The 25880-nt window shown below is 72.3% G+C and carries 24 protein-coding genes; 13 read left to right on the top strand and 11 right to left on the bottom strand.

The window, feature by feature from the left end; translation table 11 throughout:
- The first annotated feature begins 4 nt into the window (after positions 1-4).
- The 5 genes from KY5_RS07480 to KY5_RS07500 are packed head-to-tail and all read left to right on the top strand — an operon-like array spanning position 5 to position 4673.
- The gene (locus KY5_RS07480; RefSeq protein ID WP_098241471.1) at positions 5-778 is read left to right on the top strand and encodes an SDR family oxidoreductase; all 774 of its coding nucleotides are present in this window, start codon (positions 5-7) and stop codon (positions 776-778) included.
- 10 nt (positions 779-788) lie between these two features.
- Complete coding sequence (locus tag KY5_RS07485) at positions 789-2420, top strand: thiamine pyrophosphate-binding protein (protein ID WP_098241472.1); 1632 nt, start codon at positions 789-791, stop codon at positions 2418-2420.
- Between the two features lie 15 nt (positions 2421-2435).
- Positions 2436-3377: a PDR/VanB family oxidoreductase gene (locus KY5_RS07490; RefSeq protein ID WP_098241473.1), complete on the top strand. Its 942-nt coding sequence runs from the start codon at positions 2436-2438 to the stop codon at positions 3375-3377.
- 19 nt (positions 3378-3396) lie between these two features.
- Entirely contained in the window at positions 3397-3621 is a 225-nt protein-coding gene (locus KY5_RS07495; RefSeq protein ID WP_098241474.1) for a recombinase-like helix-turn-helix domain-containing protein, read from the top strand.
- A gap of 5 nt (positions 3622-3626) precedes the next feature.
- The gene (locus KY5_RS07500) at positions 3627-4673 is read left to right on the top strand and encodes an aromatic ring-hydroxylating oxygenase subunit alpha (protein WP_098247108.1); all 1047 of its coding nucleotides are present in this window, start codon (positions 3627-3629) and stop codon (positions 4671-4673) included.
- On the opposite strand, the gene KY5_RS07505 is transcribed toward KY5_RS07500, so the two are convergent.
- Entirely contained in the window at positions 4634-5194 is a 561-nt protein-coding gene (locus tag KY5_RS07505; RefSeq protein WP_098241475.1) for a MarR family winged helix-turn-helix transcriptional regulator, read from the bottom strand. The two genes, KY5_RS07500 and KY5_RS07505, sit on opposite strands and share 40 nt — an antisense overlap.
- 213 nt (positions 5195-5407) lie before the next feature.
- On the opposite strand from KY5_RS07505, the gene KY5_RS07510 reads away from it, so the two are divergent.
- The 4 genes from KY5_RS07510 (at position 5408) to KY5_RS07525 (ending at position 10021) form a co-directional block, all read left to right on the top strand.
- The gene (locus tag KY5_RS07510; RefSeq protein ID WP_098241476.1) at positions 5408-6079 is read left to right on the top strand and encodes a FadR/GntR family transcriptional regulator; all 672 of its coding nucleotides are present in this window, start codon (positions 5408-5410) and stop codon (positions 6077-6079) included.
- Positions 6080-6206: 127 nt separating this feature from the next.
- Positions 6207-7304, top strand: coding sequence for a PAC2 family protein (locus KY5_RS07515; RefSeq protein ID WP_098241477.1), 1098 nt, complete (start codon positions 6207-6209; stop codon positions 7302-7304).
- 323 nt (positions 7305-7627) lie between these two features.
- Complete coding sequence (locus KY5_RS07520) at positions 7628-9385, top strand: S8 family peptidase (RefSeq protein ID WP_098241478.1); 1758 nt, start codon at positions 7628-7630, stop codon at positions 9383-9385.
- Between the two features lie 60 nt (positions 9386-9445).
- Positions 9446-10021 (top strand): hypothetical protein, encoded by a 576-nt coding sequence (locus tag KY5_RS07525; RefSeq protein WP_234362645.1) that lies wholly within the window; start codon positions 9446-9448, stop codon positions 10019-10021.
- 84 nt (positions 10022-10105) lie between these two features.
- Here the strand turns inward: KY5_RS07525 and KY5_RS07530 are convergent, their stop codons facing one another.
- The 5 genes from KY5_RS07530 to KY5_RS07550 form a co-directional block, all read right to left on the bottom strand.
- Positions 10106-13165 carry an NPCBM/NEW2 domain-containing protein gene (locus KY5_RS07530; RefSeq protein ID WP_098241480.1) on the bottom strand — a complete coding sequence of 1020 codons (3060 nt, stop codon included), beginning with the start codon at positions 13163-13165 and terminating at the stop codon, positions 10106-10108.
- A 148-nt stretch (positions 13166-13313) separates the two neighbouring features.
- Positions 13314-14543 (bottom strand): cysteine--1-D-myo-inosityl 2-amino-2-deoxy-alpha-D-glucopyranoside ligase, encoded by a 1230-nt coding sequence (gene mshC, locus KY5_RS07535; protein WP_098241481.1) that lies wholly within the window; start codon positions 14541-14543, stop codon positions 13314-13316.
- Positions 14544-14634: 91 nt separating this feature from the next.
- The gene (locus tag KY5_RS07540) at positions 14635-15465 is read right to left on the bottom strand and encodes an SCO1664 family protein (protein ID WP_098241482.1); all 831 of its coding nucleotides are present in this window, start codon (positions 15463-15465) and stop codon (positions 14635-14637) included.
- Positions 15429-16019 (bottom strand): DUF3090 domain-containing protein, encoded by a 591-nt coding sequence (locus KY5_RS07545; RefSeq protein ID WP_098241483.1) that lies wholly within the window; start codon positions 16017-16019, stop codon positions 15429-15431. The genes KY5_RS07540 and KY5_RS07545 overlap by 37 nt, the downstream gene beginning before the upstream one ends.
- A gap of 102 nt (positions 16020-16121) precedes the next feature.
- A complete protein-coding gene (locus KY5_RS07550) occupies positions 16122-16808 on the bottom strand; it encodes a histidine phosphatase family protein (protein WP_098241484.1) in 687 nt (228 codons plus the stop codon).
- Positions 16809-16869: 61 nt separating this feature from the next.
- Here KY5_RS07550 and corA point away from each other — a divergent pair, with 61 nt between their 5' ends.
- Positions 16870-17868 (top strand): magnesium/cobalt transporter CorA, encoded by a 999-nt coding sequence (gene corA / locus KY5_RS07555; protein ID WP_199842968.1) that lies wholly within the window; start codon positions 16870-16872, stop codon positions 17866-17868.
- Between the two features lie 15 nt (positions 17869-17883).
- Here corA and KY5_RS07560 read toward each other — a convergent pair whose 3' ends face one another.
- Positions 17884-18672 carry a ferritin-like domain-containing protein gene (locus tag KY5_RS07560; RefSeq protein ID WP_098241486.1) on the bottom strand — a complete coding sequence of 263 codons (789 nt, stop codon included), beginning with the start codon at positions 18670-18672 and terminating at the stop codon, positions 17884-17886.
- Positions 18673-18909: 237 nt separating this feature from the next.
- Positions 18910-19965: an LLM class F420-dependent oxidoreductase gene (locus KY5_RS07565; protein ID WP_098241487.1), complete on the bottom strand. Its 1056-nt coding sequence runs from the start codon at positions 19963-19965 to the stop codon at positions 18910-18912.
- A gap of 198 nt (positions 19966-20163) precedes the next feature.
- Between KY5_RS07565 and KY5_RS07570 the strand changes: the two genes are divergently transcribed.
- Together KY5_RS07570 and KY5_RS07575 are read left to right on the top strand one after the other, a co-directional pair.
- Positions 20164-21144, top strand: coding sequence for an aldo/keto reductase (locus KY5_RS07570; RefSeq protein ID WP_098241488.1), 981 nt, complete (start codon positions 20164-20166; stop codon positions 21142-21144).
- Positions 21141-23345 carry a helix-hairpin-helix domain-containing protein gene (locus tag KY5_RS07575; RefSeq protein ID WP_098241489.1) on the top strand — a complete coding sequence of 735 codons (2205 nt, stop codon included), beginning with the start codon at positions 21141-21143 and terminating at the stop codon, positions 23343-23345. The genes KY5_RS07570 and KY5_RS07575 overlap by 4 nt, the downstream gene beginning before the upstream one ends.
- Before the next feature lie 102 nt (positions 23346-23447).
- Here the strand turns inward: KY5_RS07575 and KY5_RS07580 are convergent, their stop codons facing one another.
- The gene (locus tag KY5_RS07580; protein ID WP_098241490.1) at positions 23448-24206 is read right to left on the bottom strand and encodes a hypothetical protein; all 759 of its coding nucleotides are present in this window, start codon (positions 24204-24206) and stop codon (positions 23448-23450) included.
- Positions 24207-24253: 47 nt separating this feature from the next.
- Between KY5_RS07580 and KY5_RS07585 the strand changes: the two genes are divergently transcribed.
- The gene (locus tag KY5_RS07585) at positions 24254-24442 is read left to right on the top strand and encodes a DUF5703 family protein (protein ID WP_055544534.1); all 189 of its coding nucleotides are present in this window, start codon (positions 24254-24256) and stop codon (positions 24440-24442) included.
- A 65-nt stretch (positions 24443-24507) separates the two neighbouring features.
- On the opposite strand, the gene KY5_RS07590 is transcribed toward KY5_RS07585, so the two are convergent.
- Entirely contained in the window at positions 24508-25323 is an 816-nt protein-coding gene (locus KY5_RS07590; protein ID WP_098241491.1) for a chaplin, read from the bottom strand.
- 139 nt (positions 25324-25462) lie between these two features.
- Positions 25463-25696 carry a chaplin ChpH gene (gene chpH / locus KY5_RS07595; RefSeq protein WP_055544536.1) on the bottom strand — a complete coding sequence of 78 codons (234 nt, stop codon included), beginning with the start codon at positions 25694-25696 and terminating at the stop codon, positions 25463-25465.
- Between the last annotated feature and the right edge of the window lie 184 nt (positions 25697-25880).

Below are 25880 nucleotides of genomic sequence, written 5' to 3' on the forward strand. Positions count from 1 at the left end.
AGTTATGGATCTGGGCCTCGCCGACCGGACCGTCCTGGTCACCGGCGGCAGCTCGGGCGTCGGTCTGGCCACGGTCCGCGCCCTGCTCGACGAGGGCGCGAACGTCGCCACCTGCGGACGCGACGCCGAGCGCCTGAAGCGGATCGGCGACCACGAACGTCTGTTCACGGCCGTGTGCGACGTGCGCGACGCCACCGCCGTGGGCGACTTCACCCGGCGCGCCGCCGAGGAGTTCGGCGGCATCGACGGACTCGTCAACAACGCGGGGCAGTCCCGCATGAAGGACTTCGCCGCGTCGACCGCCGAGGACTGGCGCGACGAGCTGGAGCTGAAGTTCGCGGGCGTCCTCCACCCCCTGCACGCGGGCCTGCCCTGGCTGCGCGCGTCGGCCGCCGCCTCCGTGGTGAACGTCAACGCCGTCCTCGCCAAGCAGCCGGAACCCCGGCTGATCACGACGAGCGCCGCCCGTGCGGGCGTCCTCAACCTCTCCAAGTCCCTCTCCGCGGAGCTCGCGCCGGACGGCATCCGCGTCAACTCGGTCTGCCTCGGGCTCGTCGACACCGGCCAGTGGACGCGTCGGCACGCCGCGTCCGGCAGCGCGCTCGGCTACGACGACTGGCAGGCCGGGCTCGCCGCCGACCGGGGCATCGCGCTCGGGCGGCTCGGACGGGCCGACGAGGTGGCGTACGCGATCGTCACCCTGCTCTCGCCGCGCGCCTCCTACATCACCGGAACCAGCATCGACGTCTGCGGCGGAGTCGGCCGCGGCATCCTCTGAGGAGCCCTTCATGCGTTACGACACCGGGGGCGATCTCCTCGTCGCCGTCCTGCGCGAACTCGGCATCGATACCGTGTTCGGCATCGTCAGCGTGCACAATCTGCCGCTGGTCGAGGCCGTCGACCGGGAGCTGCGCTTCGTGCCCGTGCGGCACGAGGCGAGCGCCGTGAACGCCGCCGACGCCTACGGCAGGGCCCGCGGCTCGATCGGCTGCGCCCTCACCTCGACCGGCACGGGCGCGGGCAACGCCGCGGGCTCGCTCGTCGAGGCGCTCAGCGCGGGCACGTCCGTGCTGCACGTCACGGGGCAGGTGGAGAGCGCCTACCTGGGCAGCGGGCGCGGCTTCATCCACGAGACCAAGGACCAGCTCGGCATGCTGAGGGCCGTGTCGGCGTACGCGGCCACCGTGCCGTCGGCCGCCGAGGCGGGCCGGGTGCTGCGCGAGGCGGCCCGCGCGGCGCTCGCCGCACCGGGCGGTCCCGCGAGCGTGGAGTGGCCGGTCGACCTCCAGTACGCGGCGCAGACCGATGCCGCGATCGACCTGCCCGAGCCGATCTTCACGCCGCCGCTCGGCGCCGAACTCGCCGCGGCCGGAGAGCTGTTGGCCGCCGCGAGGCGCCCCCTCGTCTGGGCGGGCGGCGGCGCCGTCCGCGCGGGCGCCGCGCTCTCCGAGCTGCTCGACGCCACCGGGGCAGGGCTGCTCACCTCCAACTCGGGGCGCGGCACCGTCCCCGAGGACGACCCGCGCGTCATCGGGAACTTCGCCACCACCCCGGCAGGGCGCGCGCTGCTCGCCGACGCCGACCTGCTCCTCACCGTCGGCACGCACTTCCGCTCCAACGAGACCGCCGACTACGGCCTGCGGCTGCCCGCCGCACACGTCCAGATCGACGTCGACCCGGCCGCGCTCGGCCGCGTCTACCCGGCGACGCACGCCCTGTGCGGCAACGCGTCGGACGTCCTCGCGGCGCTCCTTCCGTACGCGGGGCGCGGCTCCGCCGAGTCCGGCTGGGACACCCGCATCGCCGCCGTACGCGCGGAGGTACGGGCGAATCTGCGCGACGCCATCGGTCCGCAGGCCGCGATCTGCGACGCCGTCAGGGCCGCGCTGCCGCGCGAGGCGGTCGTCGCCCGCGATGTGACGATCCCGTCCAGCAGCTGGGGCAACCGGCTCCTGGAGATGTACGACCCGCGTGACAACGTCTTCCCGCGCGGCGGCGGCATCGGGCAGGGCCTGGGCATGGGCATCGGCGCCGCGCTCGGCCGCCCCGAGGCACCCACGGTGGTCCTTGCGGGCGACGGCGGGCTCGCGGTGCACCTGGGCGAGCTGCTCACGCTCGCCCAGGAGCGGCCGAGGCTGACCCTGATCGTCTTCAACGACGGCGGCTACGGCGTGCTCCGCAACATGCAGGACCGCTACAGCGAGCGCCGCTCGGGCGTCGACCTGGCCACCCCCGACTTCGCGCTCCTCGCCAGGGCCTGCGGGCTCGCGTACGACAGGATCGCCGCCGAGGAGCACGCGGCGCCCGTGATCGGCCGGGCCGTCGCGTCCCACGGGCCGACCCTCGTCGAGGTCGACCTGGCCGGGCTCGGGCCGATGAAGAACCCGTTCACCCCGCCGGTCAAGATCCCCGGCCAGTGAGGAGGAGCGACCCCCATGAGTGAGCACGAAGGCGAACTCGGCCTGCTGGTGCGCCGCATGACCTGGGAGGCGGACGGAGTCCTCTCCGTCGAACTCGCCCACCCCGAGGGCAAACCGCTGCCCGCCTGGAGCCCCGGCGCCCACCTCGACGTCCACGTGGGCGGGCGGATCCGCCAGTACAGCCTGTGCGGCGATCCGCGCGACCCGGGCGTCTACCGCGTCGCGGTCCTGGACGAACCCACGTCGCGCGGCGGTTCACGCCACGTCCACACGCGGCTGCGCCCCGGCCAGCAGGTGACCGTCTCCGCGCCGCGCAACCACTTCGCGCTCCAGGACGCGCCGTCCTACGTGTTCGTCGCGGGCGGCATCGGCATCACCCCGATCCTGGCCATGGCCCGCGAGGCGGCGCGGCGCGGGGCCGACTGGCGCATGGTCTACGGCGGGCGCACCCGGCGGTCGATGGCGTTCACCGACGAACTGGACGCGCTGGGCGGTGACGTGACCGTCGTGCCGCAGGACGAGTGCGGGCACATCGACCTGGCCGCCGCGCTCGCCGGGATCTCCGGCGACACGCTCGTCTACTGCTGCGGCCCCGAGCCGCTGCTCGCCGCCGTGGAGGCCGTCTGCCCCGCGAACCGGCTGCGCGTGGAGCGGTTCGCCGCGCCCGTCGTGACGCGGAACGGTGACGACGACGCGTTCGAGGTGGAGTGCCGCGCTTCCGGACGCACGCTCTCCGTCGGCGCCGACACGTCCATCCTGCAGGCCGCCGAGGCCGCGGGCCTCACCGTCACCAGCTCCTGCCAGGAAGGCATCTGCGGCAGCTGCGAGACCCGCGTGCTCGAAGGCACCCCCGACCACCGCGACTTCCTGCTCAGCGACGCCGAGCACGCCGCCAACGCCTCGATGATGATCTGCGTCTCGCGCTGCGCGTCGGGCCGCCTCGTCCTCGACCTGTGATTCCCCACCGGAGGCAACAGTGACCACCACCTGGCCGTATCTGGACGTCCACCAGTCCCGTACGCACGAGCCGACCCCCTACGAGTACAAGCTCGCCGCCACCCTCGAAGAGGTCTTCACCAAGGACGGACATGAACTCGCCGACGTCGTAAGCGGCTTGAACGCCCGACAGGTGCACGCGCCGGACGGCGCCCCGTGGACCGAGGAGTCCTTCCGCGCCGAGATGAACCGACTGGGAGCGTGACCGAGATGAGCACCCCGACCGCCGCCGCCGACCACCTCTACGCCACCGGCCTGCGCAACCAGTGGCACCCCGTCGTGCCCTCGTCCTTCGTCGCGCCCGGCGCGATGCGCAAGGTCACCGCCCTCGGCGAGCAGTGGCTCCTGTTCCGCCGCTCCGACGGCACCCTCGCGATGCTCGCCGACCGCTGCCCGCACCGCGGCGCGCCCCTCTCCCTGGGCAAACACCTGGGCGACCGGGTGGCGTGCTGGTACCACGGCGTGGAGGTCGAGACCGACGGCACCGTCTCCTCCGTACCGGGCCTGCCCGGCTGCAACCTGGAGGGCAGGAAGCTGGTCACCTCGCTGCCGGTGCGCGAGATCGGCGGCGCGGTCCTCGCCTACTTCGGCGACGAGCAGCACCCCGAACCGGCCGGACTGACCCTGCCCGAGCCGCTCACCGACCCCGACGTGGACGCGATCCTCTGCTACGCGGAGTGGAACGGCCCCTGGCGGTTCGCGGTGGAGAACCTGCTCGACCCGATGCACGGCGCGTTCCTGCACCACGAGTCGCACACGATGTACGACGGCGACACCACCGCCAAGTTCCGCATCCGCGAGACGGACCGCGGCTACTTCTTCGAGAAGACCGACCAGCGGGGCGTCAACTTCGACTGGGTCGAGCTGTGCCGCACCGGCGTGGACTGGGTGGACCTGACCATCCCGTACCCGCCGTCGGCCGGGCCGGGGGGTCCCTTCGGGATCGTCGGCATGGTCTGCCCGGTCGACGAGAACCGCACGGGTGTCTTCTTCTGGCGCTACCGCCGCGTGACGGGCTGGCAGCGCGACACCTGGCGCTTCCTCTACAAGACCCTCATCGAGGAGCGCCACTGGCAGGTGCTCGAACAGGACCGGGTGATGCTGGAGGCCATGCCCGCCGACGCCGACCAGCGGGAGAACCTCTACCAGCACGACCTGGGCGTGGTGCGGCTGCGCCGGATGTACCGCGCCGAGGCCGAGGCCCAGGCGCGGGCCGCTCAGCCCGCGGCGCCCGCGCGCTCCTCGTCCGCCTCCTGAGGCGCGTCCGATTCCGTGATGGACCGCTCCAGCTTGGACATCAGCCGGGCCAGCTGGCGGCACTCGGCGGGCGAGAGCCCGCCGAGCATCCGGCGCTCGTTGTCGAGGTGCTCGGCGAACACCTCGTCGATCTTGGCGAGCCCGGTGTCCGTGAGCCGCGAGTAGACGACGCGGCGGTCCTCCGCGTCGCGCTCGCGCACGATCAGGCCGTCCTTCTCCAGGCGGTCGATGCGCAGCGTCACCCCGGCCGACGAGACCAGGCCGGAGTCGGCGAGCTGGCCCGCCGTGAGCCGGTAGGGCGCCCCCGCCCTGCGCAACGCGGTCAGCACGTCGAACCCGGCGACCGCGAGGCCGTGCCGCTCGATCGCCGAGGTGAGCCGGGTGTTGTACCGGATGAAGGTGCGGTGAAGGCGGGCCAGGACCTCCAGGGGCGCGGTGTCGAGGTCGGGCCGCTCCCGCGCCCAGTCCTCGATGATCGACGCCACCGCGTCCGGCTGGTGCGCCGCCTTCTTCCCGGCCATCTGTCGCCGCCCTCCGTGCCGTCCGCCGTCCGGGTCCATGGTCAGCCGGGCCCGTACGGAAATCTTAGCCCTCAAGGATCACGGGCAATCCCCGCACCCTGGTGCGCAACGGCTGCGTGACGGGCCATAATCGCCTGATACATCGGATGTCTTTCCGGCACCTTTGATCCGACACCTTTGACACGCACCTTTGACACGTGAGGCGAGGTCCCCATGGCTGTCACCGACGAGGCCATCGAGAAGATCAAGGGCATGATCGTCTCCGGCGCACTGCGTCCCGGCGACCGGCTGCCCAAGGAGAGCGAGCTCGCCGCCGACCTGGGACTTTCGCGCAACTCCCTGCGTGAGGCGGTGCGCGCGCTCTCGCTGATCCGCATTCTCGACGTACGCCAGGGCGACGGCACCTACGTCACCAGTCTGGACCCCCAACTCCTCCTCGAGGCCCTGAGTTTCGTCGTCGACTTCCACCGCGACGACACGGTCCTGGAGTTCCTCGCGGTGCGCCGGATCCTGGAGCCCGCGGCGACGGCGATGGCCTGCGCGCGCATCACCGAGGCCGAACTGGACACGCTGACGCAGCAGTTGGACGCCCTGGGGGCGACGCCGTCCGTGGAGGAGCTGGTCGCCTGCGACCTGGAGTTCCACCGGGGCATCGTGCAGTCCTCCGGCAACTCGGTGCTCTGCTCCCTCCTCGACGGCCTCTCGGGACCCACCACCCGGGCCCGCGTCTGGCGCGGCCTGACCCAGGAGGACGCCGTCAGCCGGACCCTCCACGAGCACCGCGCGATCCTCACCGCGCTGCGCGACCGTGACGCCGAGGCGGCCAGGTCGTGGGCGACGGTGCACATCGCGAGCGTGGAACAGTGGCTGCGCTCCACCCTGTGAGCATGAGTGACGCGCGGGTGACCTGGGCAGTGTTCCCGTCACTCCCCCACGCAAGGGGGCTGCGGAGGGCCCCTGCCGACGCCGTAAGGTTGGGGCGTACGCAAGGGAACGTCGGAAGGAGGCCTGGGTGATCGAGCTCGAGGGGGTTCCCGAGCTGGTCGACCCGGTCATGGTGGCCGCGTTCGAGGGCTGGAACGACGCCGGCGACGCCGCCTCCACCGCGGTCGCGCATCTCGACAAGGAGTGGAAAGGCGAGGTGTTCGCGGCGCTGGACGCCGAGGACTACTACGACTTCCAGGTCAACCGGCCCACCGTCTGGCTCGACGGCGGGGTGCGCAGGATCACGTGGCCCACGACCCGCCTCTCGGTGGTGCGCGTGGGCGGCGACAAGCCGCGCGACCTGGTCCTGGTCCGCGGCATCGAGCCGTCCATGCGCTGGCGCTCGTTCTGCAACGAGATCCTGGGCTTCGCGCACGAGCTGGGCGTCGAACTGGTCGTGATCATGGGTGCGCTGCTCGGCGACACCCCGCACACCCGTCCGGTGCCGGTCAGCGGCGTCACCTCCGACCCGGATCTGGCCCGCACGATGGACCTGGAGGAGACCAAGTACGAGGGCCCGACGGGCATCGTCGGCATCCTCCAGGAGGCCTGCACGCACGCGGGCGTCCCCGCCGTCAGCCTCTGGGCCGCCGTCCCGCACTACGTGTCGCAGCCGCCCAACCCCAAGGCGACGCTGGCGCTCCTCAACCGCCTGGAAGACCTCATCGACCTGCGCATCCCGCTGGGCGAGCTGGCCGAGGACGCGCGCGCCTGGCAGGTGGGCGTGGACCAGCTGGCCGCCGAGGACAGCGAGGTCGCCGAGTACGTCCAGTCCCTCGAGGAGGCCCGGGACACCGCGGAGCTCCCCGAGGCGTCGGGCGAGGCCATCGCCCGCGAGTTCGAGCGCTATCTGCGCCGCCGCGACGGCGGCGGGCCGCCGGGCCCCGGCCAGACCGCGGGCCACGCCACGGACGGCGAAGGCGCCGCCTACCTGCGCGATACGCCGAGCGAGCGCACCCGGCCGCCGAAGCCGAAGCCCTCGCAGCGCCCGACGGAGCAGGGGGCAGGAGGGCCGGAGGGCACCAGCGGCCCCGAGGACGCCGAGAGCTCCGGGCCCGCCGCGAGCGGTGACGACGACAGTGACGATTCGGGCGATTCCGGTACGGCCGAGTCCTCGGACGACTGACGCGGCCGAGCGCACGGCACGCCATGTGCGAGCGCACGGCACGCCATGTGAAGGGGCGACACCCACGAGGGTGCCGCCCCTCGCGCTGCCCCCTCCCCGCACCAGCCCCCCTCGCACCACTGACACCCTCGTACGAGTTTGGCGTGTTGAGGGCGTGACATCGCCTTCCGGCCGAATTGCCCGGGCTTCCCTTTTCAACTTCTCTTCAAACGCTGTTGCGCAAAAGAGGGGTGGACGAGTCGGCGCGCCAGTAGCAAGGTGTGCCCCGAAGGCGCGGCTGCGCAGAGCACGGCACCCGAAGGACCGAAGGGAGCGGTGAAGCGATGACCGACCAGGCGAACCCGGCACGGGACCCCGGAGCCGGTGGGCCGGGCCCCGACGGGATGGGATTCACCTACCGAGGAGCCGAGCAGGAGCTGATCGTCGTCGCACGGCCCGAGGCCCGGCTGCGCGCCGGTGAGGACGAGGTCCGCTCGGCGTCGGGATCCGACGTGTCGGCCCTGAACATGTTCCTCACCGACGAACAGCTCGTCCTGGAGCCCCTGTTCGGCAACGAGGACCGGCTGCGGGCCGCCGCCCCCACGAGCGAGGCCGAGGAGGACCTGCCCGACCTGGCGCTCTTCTACCGGGTGCGCGGCGGCGACGACCGGGCCCAGGAACTGCGCTCGCGGATGGCGGCGCTGCCGGGCATCGACACGGCGTACATCAAGCCGGGCGCCGTACCCGCCTCGATCGACCCCTCGCGGTCCCGGCCGCAGGAGCTCGACGAGGCGACGCGGCGGCGCAAGGAGGGCATGCCCGTCACGCCCGACTTCACCAGCAGGCAGGGGTACTTGAACCCGGCGCCCGAGGGCGTCGACGCCCGGTGGGCCTGGCAGCGGCTCGGCGGCTCCGGCGAGGGCGTCACGATCATCGACGTCGAGGGTGCCTGGCAGCTGCGCCACGAGGACCTGTCGGGCAAGCTCGCCGGGGTCGTCCTCGGCACCCCCATCCAGGACGTGGCCTGGCGCAACCACGGCACCGCGGTGATCGGTGTCATCGGCGGCGACCGCAACAGCATCGGCATCACCGGCATCGTGCCCGAGGCCGTGACCGCGGCCGCCTCCTTCCAGCCGCTCGGCACGGCGGCCACCATCCGCGCGGCGGCCGACCGGCTGCACCCCGGCGACATCATCCTGCTCGAACTGCACCGCCCCGGACCGAAGTTCGACTTCGAGGCACGCGACGACCAGAAGGGCTACATCGCCATCGAGTGGTGGCCCGACGACTACGCCGCGGTGCGCTACGCCACCGCCAAGGGCATCCTCGTCGTGGGCGCCGCGGGCAACGGCGCCGAGTCCCTGGACGACGCGGTGTACGAGCGCAGGTCGGACGGCTTCCCGTCCTGGTGGCGCAACCCCTTCAACCCCGCCAACCGCTCCTCGGGCGCGGTCCTGGTGGGCGCGGGCGCGCCGCCGCCCGGGACGCACGGCCGCGACCACGGGCCCGACCGCTCGCGCCTCGCGTTCTCCAACTACGGCGCCCGCGTGGACGCGCAGGGCTGGGGCCGCGAGACCACGTCGACCGGTGGCTTCTGGGACCGGCCGGGAGATCTGCAGGGCGGCGCGGAGGAACTCGCCTGGTACACGGACACGTTCTCCGGCACGTCGTCGGCGTCGCCGATCGTGGTCGGCGCCCTCGCCGCGCTGCAGGGCATGCTCAAGGCGTCGGGCCAGCAGCCGATGACGCCGGACCGGGCCCGTGCGCTGCTGCGCTCCACCGGATCGCCGCAGCAGGACGCCCCGGGCAGGCCCGCGTCGCAACGCATCGGCAACCGCCCCGACCTGAAGGCAGCGGTCACGAATCTGCTGCCGTCGGCGGTGGGTTCGGGCCGCGCCGAGAAGTTCTGGGACGAGCTGCTCCCCTATCCGCCGGAACTCCCGCCGAGGCTGCGTCTTTTCGTGGCCGGGGAGTGGCGCAACCTCAACAACCCGTCCCCCGAGACGCGTCAGGCGGTGCACGCCGCGTTCGCCGGGGGTCAGCCGGACGTACGCGTCTGGTTCTCGGACGACGAGGTCGTCGGCCTGGTCGTCACGGGCTGAACGAATCCATCAGCGCAATCCGTACAATCCGCGCGATCAGTGAGGGAAGGTGGCACCCGCATGAGCACCACCCCGCAGATGAGCCAACTGGGACAGCAAGGCCAGCAGTACGGCCAGCAGGGACCGAGCACGGCCCCGCCGCAGCAGTTCGGACAGCAGCAGGGCCAGCAGCCCTTCGGGCAGCAGGGATTCGGCCAGCGCCAGCCGTTCGGGCCGCCGAGCATCCAGGGCCAGCAGGGCATCCAGGGCCGACAGGGCTTCCAGGGCCAGCAGGGCATCCAACAGGTCCCGCAGCACGTGCAGCAGCAGCTCCAGCAGCTCGGCCAGCAGCAGCCGTTCCAGGGGCTGCTGCAACAGATGGGCACGGAGCAGATCCCGCAGACGCAGGCCCCGCAGGTCTCCACGCAGAACGTCACCTCGGGCGTCGCGACGGCGTTCTGGGACGTCGTCCAGCCGCTGCCGGGGCAGTCGCCGCTGCTCTACCTGCTCATCGACGGCTCGTGGCGCGTCTCCGTCGACCCGCTCGACAGCACGCACGACGAGGTGCAGGAGGCGTTCGCGTACGGCCAGACGGTGTACGGCTACTACGACACCGGCAACCCGGGTCTCCTCCTGTCGATCGTGGTCACCAGCTGACCACGGCCTGAGGGGAACGCGGCACACCGAACGGCGGCGCCGGGCGGGTTCGTCCCGCCCGGCGCCGCTCCCTGCCCAGGCCCCCTACGCGCAGCTGAACCTGGCCGCGGCCCAGTCCGCGTGGTCCCCGCTCTTGGAGCCGTTGGTGTCCTTCACCTTGAGCACCACGTGCCGGGCGCCGCTCACGTCGACGTCCACCGGAACGGTCGCCGACGCGCCCGTCACCTTCGGCGAGGTCCATAGCGTCCTGCCGTCGGCCTCGACCGAGAAGGCCACCTCTCCGTAGCCGTTGATCTCGTCGTCGATGCCCGCGTCCGCGGTGAACTTCGCGCAGCGACCGCCCGTGTAGACCTCGATGACGGAGTCGGCGTGCGTGCCGATGCCCTTCTCGTACGTCTTCCCCGCCAGGGTCAGCGGGTGCCCGTCGGCGGCGCCCGACTCGCCGTTGCTGCGGTCGCGTTCGGCGGGACCGTAGCCGTTGGTGGACGTGAGCCAGACCATGTCGCTCGCCCAGGTGTCCTCGGCGGGCGCCTCGGGCAGCACGCCGACCGCGAACCGCCCGGTGGCGGTGCGTTCCTGGCCCGCCGCGCGGTAGCGGGCGGTCGCGGTGAGCGAGCGCTCGCCGATGTCCGCGTCCTTGGCGGGGGTGACGGCCACCTCCACCCGGCGCGTGCCGCCCGCGGGGACGCGGTCGATCTCGGCGGTGCCGACGGTCCAGCCCTTGGGGGCGTCGAGGGTGACGTCGACCCCGGTGGCGTCCTTGCTGCCCGCCGTGACCTCCACGGCTACCTTCCCCGCGGTGCCCGCGCCGAGCTCCTGCCCGGCGGCGGCGCTCACGGCGGCCTGCGCCCCGGGCACGGCACCGCCGACGGCACTGGTGTCCTCCAGCGTCAACGCGAAGGCACGGTCGGTGCGTTGGGCGGCGGTCTTCACCTTGACGACGCCGCCGCGGTCGTCCCTGTCGTAGAACCAGCCCTGCCCGGCCTTCTCGTAGGCGCTCTTCGACGCGAGCTTCGGCAGCGTGCGCCCATCGAGTCCCACGCGGCTCGGCGCGTCCCCGGTGTGCAGCGTGAACGCGTAGGGCCGCGTGCTCTGCTTCCCGGCGAACCGCCCCTTGCTCGCGCCGATCCGCACCCGCACGTCACCCGCTCCGGCGCGGGGCGCGTCGACCTCGGCGCGCTGGATGGCGTACTTGCCCGCGCGGTGCTGCCGGGTCACGCCGTCGTCCTCGTACAGCTCGAAGGAGGACTTCCCCTGCGGGTAGATGTCCCAGGCGAGCGGCGAGTCGGCCTTCCTGTCCTCGTAGGAACGGATGCCGCCCGGCCACATGGGCACGGTCGCGCCGCCCTTCACGAAGAGCGGCAGCGTGTCCAGGGGCGCGCTGTAGCCGTCGATCGTGGTCGGGCCCCGGTAGGTGCGCCCGGTCCAGTAGTCGGTCCAGGTGCCCTTCGGCAGGTAGATGCCGTCGCGCGTGGTGGAGTCCTTGTAGACGGGCGCGACGAGGAAGTCCTCGCCGGTCAGGAACTCGTACTTGGCGGCGTCGGTCGCGGCCTTGGGGTCATGGGGGTACTCCAAGGCCAGCGGCCGCACCGCGCCCACACCGGTCTTCGTCGCCTCGTGGGCGTACGAGTACAGGTAGGGCAGCAGCGATTCGTGCAGCTTCAGGTACGTGCGGTTGATGGAGGTGTAGGGCTCGCCCTGGCGGAAGGGCTGCTTGTCGCTGGCGGCCCAGCCGTCCATCGTCATCGTGACCGGCAGGAACATCTTCCACTGCAGATCGCGTACGTACGTCTTGGGGCTGCCGCCGAAGATCCCGTCGACGTCACCCGTGGTGTAGGCGAGCCCGGACATGGTGGACCCGGCGTACGTGGGGATCTGCCAGCGGATGTACTCCCAGCTGCCGCTCTGGTCGCCCGACCACTGCACACCGCAGCGCTGGGCGCCGGACCAGCTCTCCGGGGCCCAGGTGAAGCCGCGGACGTCGCTGTTGTCCTCGATGCCCTGGTACGCGTCCTTGCAGCCGTCGAGGGCCTTCTTGTAGCCGTCGCCGACCCAGGCCACGTCCAGTTTGGCGACGCGCTGGCCCGCCTTGACCTGGTCGGCGATCTTGTCGAGGCCGTCCTCGGTCCACAGGCCCATCTTCATCTTGCGCTCGGCCAGGCCCTTGGAGGTCTCGGCGAGGTTCTCGTAGCCGCAGCCGTAGCCGTCGTTGACCAGCATCCAGCCGTTGGGCATGTCGTTCTCGACGTAGCCGTCGGCGACCTTCAGGGCGTCCAGGGTGTGGCGCTCGCCCCGGTTGGCGTTGTGGAGGTAGCAGTCGGCGTCGCCGATCTCCATGCCGTAGACCGGCGGCAGGAAGGGCTTGCCGGTCAGCTTCGTGTACTGGCCGATGACGTCCTTGGCCGCGTCGTCGCCGCGCCCCGCGAAGTAGTAGGCGTCGAAGCGCTTTTCCTTCGCTGTGGCGGTCACGGGCTCGGCGAAGTCGTAGGTGTTGGGGGCGTAGGTGTTCCGGAAGACCCCGTACCCCTGCGAGGACAGGTAGAAGGGCACGGAGTTGGGGTGCCCGCCGTCGTCCCAGTCGTAGTCGACGCCGACCTCGACCTTCTTGCCCCGGTGCGAGGTGTTGCCGCGGCCGTTCTGCATCCCCGCGCCGTAGAACTGCTCGTCGGCGCCGCGCGCCAGGCTCTGCGTGGTGGCGTCCTTCGTCCAGGACAGGCCCTTGGACTCGGCCCAGACGCGGCTGCCGTCGGCCCGGTAGAGGGCGAAGCGCAGCGGCGACTTGTAGGCGCGCAGCGTCACTTCGGAGGTGCTCAGCTCGTAGCGGTCGCCCTTGTCCGCCCACGTGGTGCGCGGCGCCTTGCCCTGCGGCAGCACGATGTCCTTGCCGGCCGGGTCCGTGAACGTCCCGTCGGGGGCGAGTTCGAGCCGGAACGTCTCTTGGGAGACGAAGCTGACGCGGGCCTCGGCCGCACCCGCGGTGAGCCGGTAGACGGATCCGTCGTGGGCGAACCCGGTGACGTCACCGACGGTGGTCGAGGGCTCGTCGGCGGCCTGCGCGGAGCCGCCGCCGGGGCCCGCGAACACCGCGAGGAGGCCCAGCAGGGCGGCCGCGGCCGCCGATCTGAAGCGCGTGGGAGATCTCATGGCGGAGGTCTAGCGCGTCGACCGGCCCCGGGGCCATGGACTTTGATGGGCCGCTCCTGGACTTCCGGAGCGGCCCATCACGGGTTCGAGCCCGTCCGGCGATTGAGGACGAGCCCGCAGGGCGATCGACCTCAGCCACGGGTAACTGCTACAGGGCCACGCCAAGAAGCGCGTCCACCGCACGGGATACGACGCCGGGTGCGCCCTCGTCCGAACCACCCTCCGCGCCCTGGCGGGCGGCCCAGGCGTCGACCGCGGCGAGCGCCCTCGGCGCGTCCAGGTCGTCGGCCAGCGCCTCGCGGACCTCCTCGACGAGCGCCTCGGCGGACGGCCCGTCGGGACGGGACACCGCCGCACGCCAGCGGCCGAGCCGCTCGACGGCCTCCGCGAGGACCGCGTCGGTCCACTCCCAGTCCGCGCGGTAGTGGTGCGCGAGCAGCGCGAGGCGGATCGCCGCCGGGTCCACGCCGTCGCGGCGCAGCTTGGAGACGAAGACGAGGTTGCCCTTGGACTTGGACATCTTCGCGCCGTCCAGGGCGACCATGCCCGCGTGCACGTACGCCTTGGCGAACGGGAACTCGCCGGTGAGCGCCTGGGCGTGCGACGCGCCCATCTCGTGGTGCGGGAAGGCGAGGTCGGAACCGCCGCCCTGCACGTCGAAGCCCATCCCCAGGTGGTCCAGGGCGATGGCGACGCACTCGATGTGCCAGCCGGGCCTGCCGCGGCCGAGCGAGGCCCCGTCCCAGCTCGGCTCGCCCTCGCGGGCCGCCATCCAGAGCATCGGGTCGAGCGGGTTCTTCTTGCCCGGACGCTCCGGGTCGCCGCCGCGCTCGGCGGAGAGCAGCTTCATGGCTGCCGCGTCGAGCCCGGACACCTCCCCGAAGTGCGGGTCGGACTCGACCGAGAAGTAGACGTCGCCTTCGAGCTCGTAGGCGGCGCCCATGTCCCTGAGCCGTTCGACGAGCGGCACGATGCCGGGTATCGCCTCGACGGCTCCGATGTAGTGCTTCGGCGGCAGGAGCCGCAGCGCGGTCATGTCCTCGCGGAACAGCGCGGTCTCGCCCTCGGCGAGCTCGACCCAGTCCTTGCCGTCGCGGTTGGCGCGTTCCAGGAGCGGGTCGTCCACGTCGGTCACGTTCTGGACGTAGTGAACCTGCCGCTTGGTGTCGAGCCACACGCGCTGTACGAGGTCGAACGCGTTGTAGGTCGCCGCGTGACCCATGTGGGTCGCGTCGTACGGAGTGATGCCGCAGACGTAGATACGGGCGACGGGACCGGGGTCGAGGGTGACGAGTCCACCGGTCGCGGTGTCGTGGATCCGGAGGTCGCGGCCCTTGCCAGGAAGGGCGGGGACCTCAGAAGCGGGCCAGGCATGCATGCCATGAGCCTAACCGGACGAGGCATCCGTATACGAGTGGGGGATCAAGGAGAATCGGCCGCGCGGGATTCCGGGTGGCCGATTCCCCCCGTCACACCGGTGGCCAGGGGATCGCGGGCCAGTCTCCGCCGGGCTCCGGATGCCGTCCCGAGGACAGGAGCGCGGCCACCCGCGCGCGGGTGGCGTCGAGCTCGGCGGGGGTGATCAGGGCGGCCAGACGCTCGGCGAGGTCCGCGCCCTCCTTGAGGGCGTCGCGCAGGGCCCGCAGGGCCTCAAGGGCCTCCTCGGGCAGCGGCTCCCCCGCCCAGCCCCACAGCAGCGTCCGCAGCTTGTCCTCGGCGTTGAACGTGACCCCGTGGTCGATGCCGTGCAGCCGTCCTTCGGCGGTGAGCAGGTGGCCGCCCTTGCGGTCGCCGTTGTTGATCACCGCGTCGAGCACCGAGAGGCGCCGCAGCCGCACGTCGTCGGCGTGCACGAGGAGCGCGGTCCTGTCCTCGTCGACCTGGGCGAAGCCGATCGCCTTCCAGCCCTCGCCCGGCTCGTCGCCGTCGACTAGGGCGAGCAGCTCCGTGCCGTCCTCCGCCTCGATCCACAGCTGGCACATGCCCTCGCCGTAGGGCCCGTCGCGCCACACGGTCGGCGGCACCAGGTCCCAGCCGTCCCTGGCGATCGCCCGTGACACCTCGTACGCGGCGACCTCGCGCGCCGCGAGCGTGCCGTCGGGGAAGTCCCACAGCGGCCGCTCGCCCCTGACGGGCTTGTAGACGCAGGCGGCCTCCTCGCCCTGGTAGGAGACCGTGCAGTAGAGCACCGCGTTCGACGCCTCACGGATCCGCCCGCGCACGGTCAGCTCCCCGCGGGTCAGGAGCGTGACGGGGTCGGCGCTCACGCTCCCCGCCGGTATCCGTTCTGGCGCGGGCATACGTGTCCTTCCGGGTCGAGCGGGAGGCTGCACAGCGGGCACGGCGGGCGGCCCGCGTTCACGACGTCCAGGGCGCGCTTGGCGAACGCCCTGGCCTGGGCGCCGGTGAGGCGGACGCGGAGCATCGGCGGGCCGTTCTCCTCGTCCTGGAGGAGTCTCTCCTCGGCCTCGGCCAGATCGTCCTCGGACTCGGCGTCCAGATCGACGAGCGCCTGCGCCTCGACGATCATCCGCTCTTCGTCGCCGTCCCAGGCGAGCGCCATCGTGCCGACCCGGAACTCCTCCTCCACGGGGGAGTCGAGCGGCGCGCTGTCGGTGATCTCGGCGGGGGCGACGGCCGGCACCGCGGCATTGCCCCCACTGCGGCGTACGACCTCGTCGAGGAGTTCTTCCATGCGCTCGGCGAGCGCGGCCACCTGGGTCTTCTCCAGGGCGACGCTGGTCACCCTGATCCCCGCTGAGGCCTGGAGGAAGAAGGTACGCCGTCCGGGCAGCCCGACCGTTCCGGCGACGAAACGCTCCGGCGGGTCGTAGAGGAACACCTGACGGGACACGTCCTGTCTCCATTGGGATCGACTGCAAGTACTCGTGCCACGACGGGTGACACGGCGACTACGGGGCCTGCTTCAACCGCTTCACCCTACTGCGGGCGACGATCACGGTGCGCCCGCACCGCCACCGACCGTCGCGTCGTCGCCCTGCGGCGCCTCGCGGGGCGCGAGGGACGCGAAGTCCCCGGTGTCCCCCAGGCGTACGAGGAAGGGGCGCAGCCGCGTGTAGCGGATGGCGGTGACCGAGCAGGGCTCCACGGAGATCCGCTGGAAGAGGTCCAGGTGGAGCCCGATGGCGTCCGCGACGAGGGACTTGATGATGTCGCCGTGCGAGCACATCAGATAGACGGCGTCCTCGCCGTGCTCGCGCTCCACGCGCGCGTTCCACTCGCGGACCGCCTCGGCCGCCCGCGTCTGCATGGCCCGCATGGACTCGCCGCCGGGGAAGGCGGCGGCCGACGGATGCCGCTGGACGACCTCCATCAGCGGCTCGTCGGCGAGCTCGGCGAGCTTGCGGCCCGACCATTCGCCGTAGTCGCACTCCCCGATGCGGTCCTCGCTGTGCGCCTGGAGGCCCGGCCTGGCCGCGAGCAGCGGTGCCACGGTCTCCGCGCAGCGCTGCAGGGGGCTGGTGACGACCTCGGTGATCGGCAGGGCGGCGAGGCGCCCCGGCAGCGCGGCGGCCTGCGCGGCGCCCCGCTCGTCGAGGGCCACACCGGGGGTCCACCCGGCGAGCAGGCCCGCGGTATTGGCGGTGGAACGTCCGTGCCGGACGAGGATCAGCGTGGGCATGCGGCTCAGCCTAAGCGCCCGCGGGGGTGCGACCGGTGGGCGGGTTGGGAACAATGCCGGTGTGATCGTCGACTGCGCCATCTACCGCGAGGGTCGCCGGACCGAGGGCCCCGAGGACTTCTCCGCCGCACTGGAGGAGGCGAGGGCATCGGGCCACGCCTTCGTCTGGATCGGCCTGCACGAGCCGACGGAGGCCGAGTTCGACAAGGTCAGTCAGGAGTTCGGGCTGCATCCGCTGGCCGTCGAGGACGCCCTCAAGGCCCACCAGCGGCCGAAGCTGGAGGTCTACGACGACTCGCTGTTCATGGTCCTCAAGCCGGTCGTGTACGAGCAGGACAGCGACACCGTCACCTCCGGAGAGGTCATGGTGTTCATGGGCGACTCCTTCGTGGTGACCGTCCGGCACGGCGAGGGCGCGCCGCTCGGGGCCGTACGCCACCGCCTGGAGGCCGACCCCGACGTCCTCAAACACGGCCCCACGGCGGTCCTCTACTCGATCGCGGACGCCTCCGTGGACCACTATCTGGAGGTCGCCGACGAGCTCCAGGCGGATCTGGAGCTCCTAGAGGCGGAGGTCTTCTCACCGGACATCGGCGGCTCCCGCAACACCGCTTCGCGGATCTATACGTTCAAGCGGCAGATCCTGGAGTTCCGCAGGGCCACGGGCCCGCTCGCGCTTCCCCTCGCCCGCCTCTCCGGAGCGGGCCCCTTCGGTCCTGCCGTGCCCTTCGTGGAGGATTCGGCGCAGCCGTTCTTCCGTGACGTCAACGACCACCTGACGCGCGTGAACGAGTCCGTGGAGGGCCTTGACCGGCTCGTGTCGGACATCCTGTCCGCGCATCTGGCGCAGATGAGCGTGCGGCAGAACGACGACATGCGGAAGATCTCGGCGTGGGCCGCCATGGCCGCGGTCCCCACGATGATCGCGGGCGTCTACGGCATGAACTTCGACCACATGCCCGAGCTGCACTGGGTGTGGACCTACCCGGCCGTGATCGGACTGATGGTCGCCCTCGAATTCGGCCTGTACCGCATGTTCAAGAGCCGCGGCTGGCTGTAGGGCGCTGCGGGCGGTCTAGGCGAACCCGGGTGCGGGGGCCGCGGGACCGCCGAGCGCGTCGCGGCGCTCGGGCATCTCCAGGGACACCATCCGCCGCCAGCCGACGAGCCGTTCGTACGCGTACACGCCGTGGATCCCCGCGGCGAGCACCTGCCGCTTGACCGGGGGCCAGCCCAGGACGCGCCCCATGTGGTCCATCACGGCGAGGCTCACGTCGCGGTAGACGCCGATCTCGGCGAGCGCGCACTCGCGCAGGGCGCGCTGGATGGCGCGGCCGTGACCGGCGCGCGCGAGGCGCAGCAACTCCTCGTGGCAGTACGCCAGGTGGTTGTCCTCGTCGCCGGAGATCATGCGGACCGCGCGGCCGATGTCCGGGTGGTCGGCGAAGTACTTGAGCAGCAGTCGCATCTGCTCGGAGGCGCGTTGCTCGGTGACTCTGCTGTGCGCGAGGTAGGTGACGATGTCCTGCACGGTGAGCGGCTTGTCGGCCCTCAACTGTTCGTGCGCGAGGCCGATGCCGTGCTTCTCCAGGAGCATCGTGTAGTCGGTCTCGTGCGGGACCTCGACGGGGGCGAGCCCCCGCTTCCTCAGCAGCGCGTTGAAGATCCGGCCGTGCTTGTCCTCGTCGGCGCCGTGCCGGGCGATCTTGGGGGCCAGCGCCCGTTCGCCCTCGGGCACGAGCGCGGCGATCCGGCCGTTCTCCCAGCCTCCCTGGGCCTCGCCGCTGGCGGCGATCGAACAGAAGAGCCGGAACGACTCGTCGTTGTCGAGGATTTCCTCGAAGACGCTCTTGGCCGACAGCATCACTGGCACCTCCATGCCCTGGGCACGAACCTCCGCAAAGAAATAGTCAAATGCGAGGTTCGGCGCTGAGCAACAGGTGTACCGGTCTACTCCGCCGAACGAAGGACGACGGCGGACGACGACGGCGTGCCGCAGGCCGTAACCGGGGGCCCGGTGGCGCGTTGTGCTCCGTGACGGCCGTGGCGGGGAAGACCCCCCGAGCCCCCACCACGGCCGCAGAAACCTCCCCCTCCCGCTTTACGCCAGTCCGGCGCGCTCCAGCGCCTGGGTGCCGGCCCGCAGCGCGGTGAGCCGCTCCTCCAGCGTGAAGCCCGCGGGCGCCAGCGTCAGCGTGGTCACCCCGGCCGCCGCGTACGCCCGCATCCGCTCGGCGATGCGGTCCACGGAGCCGAGGAGGGTCGTCGAGTCGATCAGCTGGTGCGGCACCGCGGCGGCCGCGCCGTCCTTGTCGCCCGCCAGGTACTTGTCCTGGATCTCGGCGGCCTCCTTCTCGTACCCCATGCGCCCCGCGAGCTGGTTGTAGAAGTTCTGCTTGCGGCTGCCCATGCCGCCGACGTACAGCGCGGTGTAGGGCCTGAACATGTCCGCGAGGGCTTCCACCTGGGAGTCGTCGCCGACGGCCAGCGGCAGCGTGGGGACGACGTCGAAGCCCTCCATCGTCCTGCCCGCCTTCGCGCGCCCGGCCCGCAGGTGCTTGAGCGCGGTCTCCTCCAGGTGCTCGGCGGCCGGGAAGATCAGCAGGGCGCCGTCGGCGATCTCGCCGGTCTGCTCCAGGTTCTTGGGGCCGATCGCCGCGATGTACAGCGGGATGTGCTCGCGCTGGGGGTGGACGGTGAGCTTGAGGGGCTTGCCGGGGCCGCCGGGCAGCGGCAGCGTCCAGTGCTCGCCCTCGTGCGAGAGGCGCTCGCGGGTCATCGCCTTGCGGACGATCTCGACGTACTCGCGGGTGCGGGCCAGCGGCTTGTCGAACTTTACGCCGTACCAGCCCTCGGAGACCTGCGGGCCCGAGACGCCGAGGCCGAGGCGGAAGCGGCCGCCGGAGAGCGAGTCGAGGGTGGCCGCCGTCATCGCCGTCATCGCGGGCTGGCGGGCCGGGATCTGGAAGATCGCGGATCCGATGTCGATGCGTTCGGTCTGGGCCGCGACCCAGGACAGCACCGTCGCGGCGTCCGAGCCGTACGCCTCGGCGGCCCAGCAGACCGCGTAGCCGAGCTTGTCGGCCTCCCTGGCGACGGCGAGATTGTCCGCGTCCATCCCGGCGCCCCAGTAGCCGAGGTTGATCCCGAGCTGCATGGCCGATCCCCTTACCGCTGTACTCATGAGTAACGTCCCTGTGCCGGGGACTGTAGCGCGCGGGTGGCCGATCCGTCAGGGGCGGACCGGGGGCGCCGGAGGCGGGGGCGACCGGAACGGGTGGCCGAGTTCTGCACATTCGATGGTTTGTCCACAGGCCCACCCGTCACAGGAGTCCGGCCAGTAATCTCAGCGCCCATGGAGCAGAGGCATCTCGGCCGGACCGGCCTGCGCGTGTCCCGCATCGGACTCGGCACCCTCACCTGGGGGCACACCGACGAGAACGACGCCGCCGACCTCATGAAGGCGTTCTGGGAGGCGGGCGGCACCCTCGTCGACACGGCCGACGTGTACGGCGACGGGGAGGCCGAGTACCTGCTCGGGCGCCTGATGGAGCGGCTCGTGCCCCGGCACGACCTGGTCGTCGCCACCAAGGCGGGCAGCGTGCCCGACCCCGAGCGGCGCGTCGACGGCTCGCGCGGCCATCTGCTCGCCGCGCTCGACGCCTCGCTCGCCCGCCTGGGCACGGACCACGTCGACCTGTGGCAGGTCCACGCCTTCGACCCCGACGCGCCCCTCGACGAGACCCTGCAAGCCCTCGACATCGCGGTCAGCAGCGGCCGCGCCCGCTATGCGGGAGTCGCCAACTTCTGCGGCTGGCAGCTCGCCAAGGCCGCGACCTGGCAGCTCGCCGCGCCGGGCACGCGCACCCGTCTCGCCAGTACGCAGATGGAGTACTCCCTGCTGCAGCGCGGCGTCGAGCGGGAGGTGCTGCCCGCGGCCGTCGACCTCGGGGTGGGCCTGCTGCCCTCGTCGCCGCTCGGCCGTGGCGTGCTCACCGGCAAGTACCGCCGCGCGACCCCGGCCGACTCGCGCGGCGGGTCCGACCAGTTGGCGCCCTTCGTCGCGCCCTATCTGGACGACGCGGCGAGCCGCATCGTGGACGCGGTCGTGACCGCCGCCGACGGCCTCGCCGCGACCCCGCTCCAGGTCGCCCTGGCCTGGGTGCGGGACCGCCCCGGAGTGACCGCGCCGATCGTCGGCGCGCGCAACGCGCAGCAGCTCGCGGCCGCTTTGTCAGTGGAGACCCTTAGTCTTCCTGACGAGATCTGCCAGGCGCTCGACGACGTGTCGGCGCCCGTGCACCGCTATCCCGATCAAGACTGGAGCACGCTGTGAGTACGGAGCCCGAAGCCGCTGCCGCGGAGGAAGCGGAGACCGCTGCCGCGGAGGAAGCCGGACCGGGCACGCCGGACGCCGCCCCGGACGGCGCGGACGGCGAAGGCGAGAGCGCCGAAGCCGCCGGAACCACCGAGGCCGCCGAGTCCGCGGAGCCCGCCGAGCTGTCGGAGACCGAGGCGGAGATCGCCGCGCAGCGCGAGCTCAGGGAGCGGATCGAACAGCGCAAGGCGTCCAAGGAAGGACCGATCGCGGCCGGGACGAAGCTGAGCGGTACCGCCGCCGACCTCCTCGCCGCCGTGCGCGCCGTGGAGAGCGGCGAGCAGCCCGTCGCCAGCGCCTTCCGTGATCCTGAGCCCGCCCCGCGCAGGCCCGCCCCCTCCCCCGCCGCCGGACCGGCGCGCGCACAGGAGCCGGTGGCGGCGTCGGCTCCCGCGGCGGAGTCCGTCGAAGCGGTGCGGGCCGTGCTCACCGAAGGCGGCGCCCCCGCCACCCTCGCGGCCCCGGCGGCGGCCGCGCTCGGCGAGGGCGCCGACGGCCTGCTGCGCGAGGACCCCTGGCAGTTGCTGCGGGTTCCCGGCGTCAGGACCGAGCAGGCCGACGGGTTCGCGCGGGCGCTGCTCGGCGCCGAGTGCGGTCCCGACGACGAGCGCAGGGGCCGCGCGATCACCGTCTGGCTCCTGGAGCAGGCCGCCGTCGCGGGGCACACGGCGCTCGACTCCTCGGCGCTGGTCGCCGCGCTCGCCCAGCGCTCCGTGCCGGATCCCGACGCCGCGGTGCAGAGCGCCGTCGCCGAGGGCGAGGCCCTGGTCTTCCAGGACGCCATCGAGGGCGCCGAGGTACCGGTCCAGCGCTCGGACGACGAGGACGCGCAGGACGGCGCGGAGGAGGAGCAGGAGCGCCCGGTCCGCGTCCTGATCGGACTCGAGCGGTACGCGCTGGCGGAGGAGAGCCTGGCGGACGGGCTCGCCCGAGTGATCAACTCCCTCTCCAAGGACGACGCTTTGGGCCCGTCGGCCGACGACTGGGAGGCCGCGGCCGCCGAGCTCTCCGGCTCGGCCGCCGAGCTGGTCCGCGCCGTGGCCGGGCACGGCCTCGTGCTGCACACCGGCGGCGAGACGGCGCGTGCGGAGCCCGCCGCCCTGGTGGCGGCCGCCGCGGCGATGGATCTGCGAGTCTGCGTGGCCACCCACAGCGCCGAGGGACGCCAGCGCGTCGCACAGGCGCCGGGCGTGCCCGAGGCGGCCGCGGTGACCGTGGCGGGGCTGCTCGCCGGGGCCGAGGGCCCCGGACGGGACGCGGACGGCGCGTTCACGCTCGACCTCCTCGTCGTCCTGGACGCTCCGCAGCTGGACGTGGAGACGGCGGCGATGCTCGCGGAGTCCCTGCCGGACGGCGCCCGCCTGGTGCTCGGCGGCGACACCGGCGTGCTGTGGTCGGCCGGGCCGGGGCGGGTCTTCGCGGACCTCGTCGCGGCGCGCTGCTGCCCCCAGGTCGTCTCGCGCACCCCGGACCCCGGCCCCATCGGCGAGCTGGTCTCCGGCATCGGCATCGGCGAGCTGAACCAGGTCGAGGCGCCCGGCAAGGAAGTCGTGATCGTCCCGGTGCGCGACGCCGCGGAGGCGATCCACCGCACCGTGCAGCTCGTCGCGGACTCGGTGCCCCGGGCGATCGGGGTGCCCGCCGAGCAGACCCAGGTCATCACTCCCGGGCACGGCGGCGCCGCGGGCACGCGCGTGCTCAACGCCGCCCTGAAGGAGCGGCTGAACCCCGGCCCCGGCAGGTTCGGCGGCTTCGACCCCGGCGACCGGGTCGCCCACGTCCCGGCAGCGGGCCGTACGACGCTCGGCCGGGTGGTGCGGGCCGACGCGGAAGGGCTGCACCTGGAGTGCGACGGCGCCCCCGTCGTCGTACGCAAGGAGCGGGTCGAGCAGGAGGTGCGGCACGCGTGGGCGCTCACCGCGCACCAGGCGACGGGGCTGCGCTGGCCCGCGGCGGTCGTGGTGCTGCCGGGCGACGCCGGCCAGGCGCTGACCCGGCCGTGGGTCTACACCGCGTTCAGCCGCGGTGAGCGGCACCTCTCGGTGGTGCGGGGCGTGGAGCAGGCGCTGCCGCGCGCGGTGGCGGAGCGCCTCTGGAAGGACCGTACGACGCGTCTGCAGACGCTCCTGCGCCCGCAGGTGCCGTCGGTGGCCGTCTGAGCGGACCCGTCGCCGCCTGTCCCGGACACGGACAAGCGCGCCGCCCCTGCGAGGAGCGGCGCGCTTGCCGATGTTCGTGCCGGTGTCAGCCGGCTCTCGCCGTCAGCGTCCGGCGCCCCGGTCCGCGGCGTCCACTTCGCCCTCCACGTCATCCGGCTCGTCCGCGTCCTCGATGTCCTCGACCTCGTCGAGGGGCACCACCAGGTCCGGGTCGATGTCGACGTCCGCGTCGACCCCGTCCAGGGCGTCGTCGTCCAGCTCGTCGTCGAAGACCGCGCTGACGTCGAAGCGGCACACGACCCGGTGCGGGTCGGCCTGGTCGAAGGGGGCGTCGAGCCACTCCCCCGGATCGGCGGGGGCGTCCGCGGCCGTGACCCAGAGCGTGGAGTCCCCCTCCTCCAGACCGAACTCCTTGTGCCGGGAGGCGATTTCGTCCGGTTCGAACTCGCCGAAGAGGACGCCGAGCGCGCCGTGCACGGTGTCGGCGGGCCCCGCGCCCCCACCCTCCGCGTCGAGGTCGGCGACCCGCTGGGCCTGGGCGAGCAGCCGCTGCGGCTCGACCACGGCGTAGTCGCGACGGATCAGCACGCTCAGCGCGTTCGCCTCCGCCGGGCCCTGGTAGGGCGGCAGGGCATCCTCCGTGCCGGGAATCTCGAAGGGGGTGACCTCGTCGTAGCGGTCGTAGAGGAGTTCGTCGTACTCCTCGGCCGCGGCGGCGAGCTCGTTGAACGCCTCGTAGACGGCCGGATCGTCCTCGCCCGACCTGCGTTCGACCGCGGCCAGGTGTCGGTCGAGCGCGGTCTTGACCGCCTCGGCGGCGGCACGTACCTCGGCAGCGGTGGGCTGCGCAGCATCAGACATAGTGCAGACGCTATCCGTACCGGGCCCATGCCCGCACAATAGATGCGATGCCGGAATACGAATTTGTCGACGTGTACGTACCGCGTGGGGTGACCCGCAAGGAAGCCACACGCCTGCTGACGGACCACGCGGAGTACGGGCACTGGGAGTTGGATCGCCTGAGCCTGCACTCCGACGGGAGCCGCCGCGTGCGGCTGAAGCGGCGGATCATCCGCCAGCTGAGGGCCACCTGGTGAGAAACGGAGCGGGCCCCGCAGTCGCGGGGCCCGCTCCGTTTCGACGTGCTCGCACGCGGGGTCACTCAGGCGTTCGCCCGAGCCCTGCGGTACAGCACGGTGCCCGCGAGCAGTGCGCCCGCGCCCACCGGCAGCGCGAGGCCGATCGGCATCGAGGTGCCGGTCTCCGCGAGCTGCGAGGTTCCCTCGGGCGGCGTGACGCTCTGCGTGCCCGGGTGGTTCGGCATGGCACGGTCGACCGGGCCCACCGGAGCGTGCGGCTTGCCGGGCTGGTGGGGCTTGCCCGGCTGCTCCGGCTGTCCCGGCTTGCCGGGCTGCTCCGGCTTGCCCGGGTGTTCCGGCGTGCCGGGGTGCTCGGGCGTACCCGGCTGCTCCGGCTTGCCGGGGTGCTCCGGGCTCCCCGGCGGCTTGGAGCCGGGCGGGGTCACCGCCTGGCCTCCTTCGTTGGCGCAACTGTTGCCGGTGGCCGCGTTGCCGAGGCCGCCGACGGTGACGCTGTTGCCGCACACGTTCACCGGGGCGTCGATCGGCACCTGCACGCTGTTGCCGGACCCGACGCCGGGTGAGTCGCTGGTGTGGCCGTGCGCCGTAGACCCGCCGCCGTGCGGCTTGTCCGAACCGTAACCGCCCCCGTGGTGGGAGCCGTTGGCGCAGTTGTTGCCCATCGCGGGGTTGAGGACCCCGACGACGTTCACCGTGTTGCCGCACGCGTTGACAGGAGCGTCAACCGGGAGCTGGACGGAGTTGCCCGACAGCACACCGGGCGATTGCGAACTGCTGCCCTCAGCACCGGAGTCCGCGTGGGCGTAGCCGCCGGTCACGGCGAGTACGCCGGTCGCGGCCGCCACGGTCATCAGACCTTTGCGCGTGACCTGTCGCATAGCTGTTCCCTGCCTTTTGCCTTCCGGAAAACGCCCGGGCCTCCTTGCCCGGGCGCGAAATGCCCGTCGGCCCCGGAGTGCATGGCACGCACTCCGGGGCCGACGGACTCAACCCCTCAAGGGGTGAGGCACAACAACGTCACTTGTTGATGCAGGTGTTGCCGAAGGCGGGGTTCAGCAGCCCGATCACGGAGACCGTGTTGCCACAGGCGTTCACCGGCACGTGCACGGGCACCTGGATGACGTTGCCCGAGACGACACCGGGGGACTTCACGGCGGCACCCTGGGCACCGGCGTCGGCAGCGGCGATGCCCGCGCCAGCGAGCACGAGACCACCAGTGGCAGCCGCAGCAGCGACGACCTTCTTGATCATTATTCCTCCTTGTTGGCAAATGCAGTCCCAGCCGCGGACTGCATCACCTGTAACGAGGGGGAAGTTGTGGGGCTACGAGCCCAGGACCCCTTTCACTCTTTCCATTCAAGTACGTACGCGCTGGCGATTGTTGGAAAGTCGTTTCAGCACGCAAATCGGACGGTTCCCGTCAAGAAACGTCTCG

The organism is Streptomyces formicae (assembly GCF_002556545.1).
Lineage (GTDB): Bacteria > Actinomycetota > Actinomycetes > Streptomycetales > Streptomycetaceae > Streptomyces > Streptomyces formicae_A.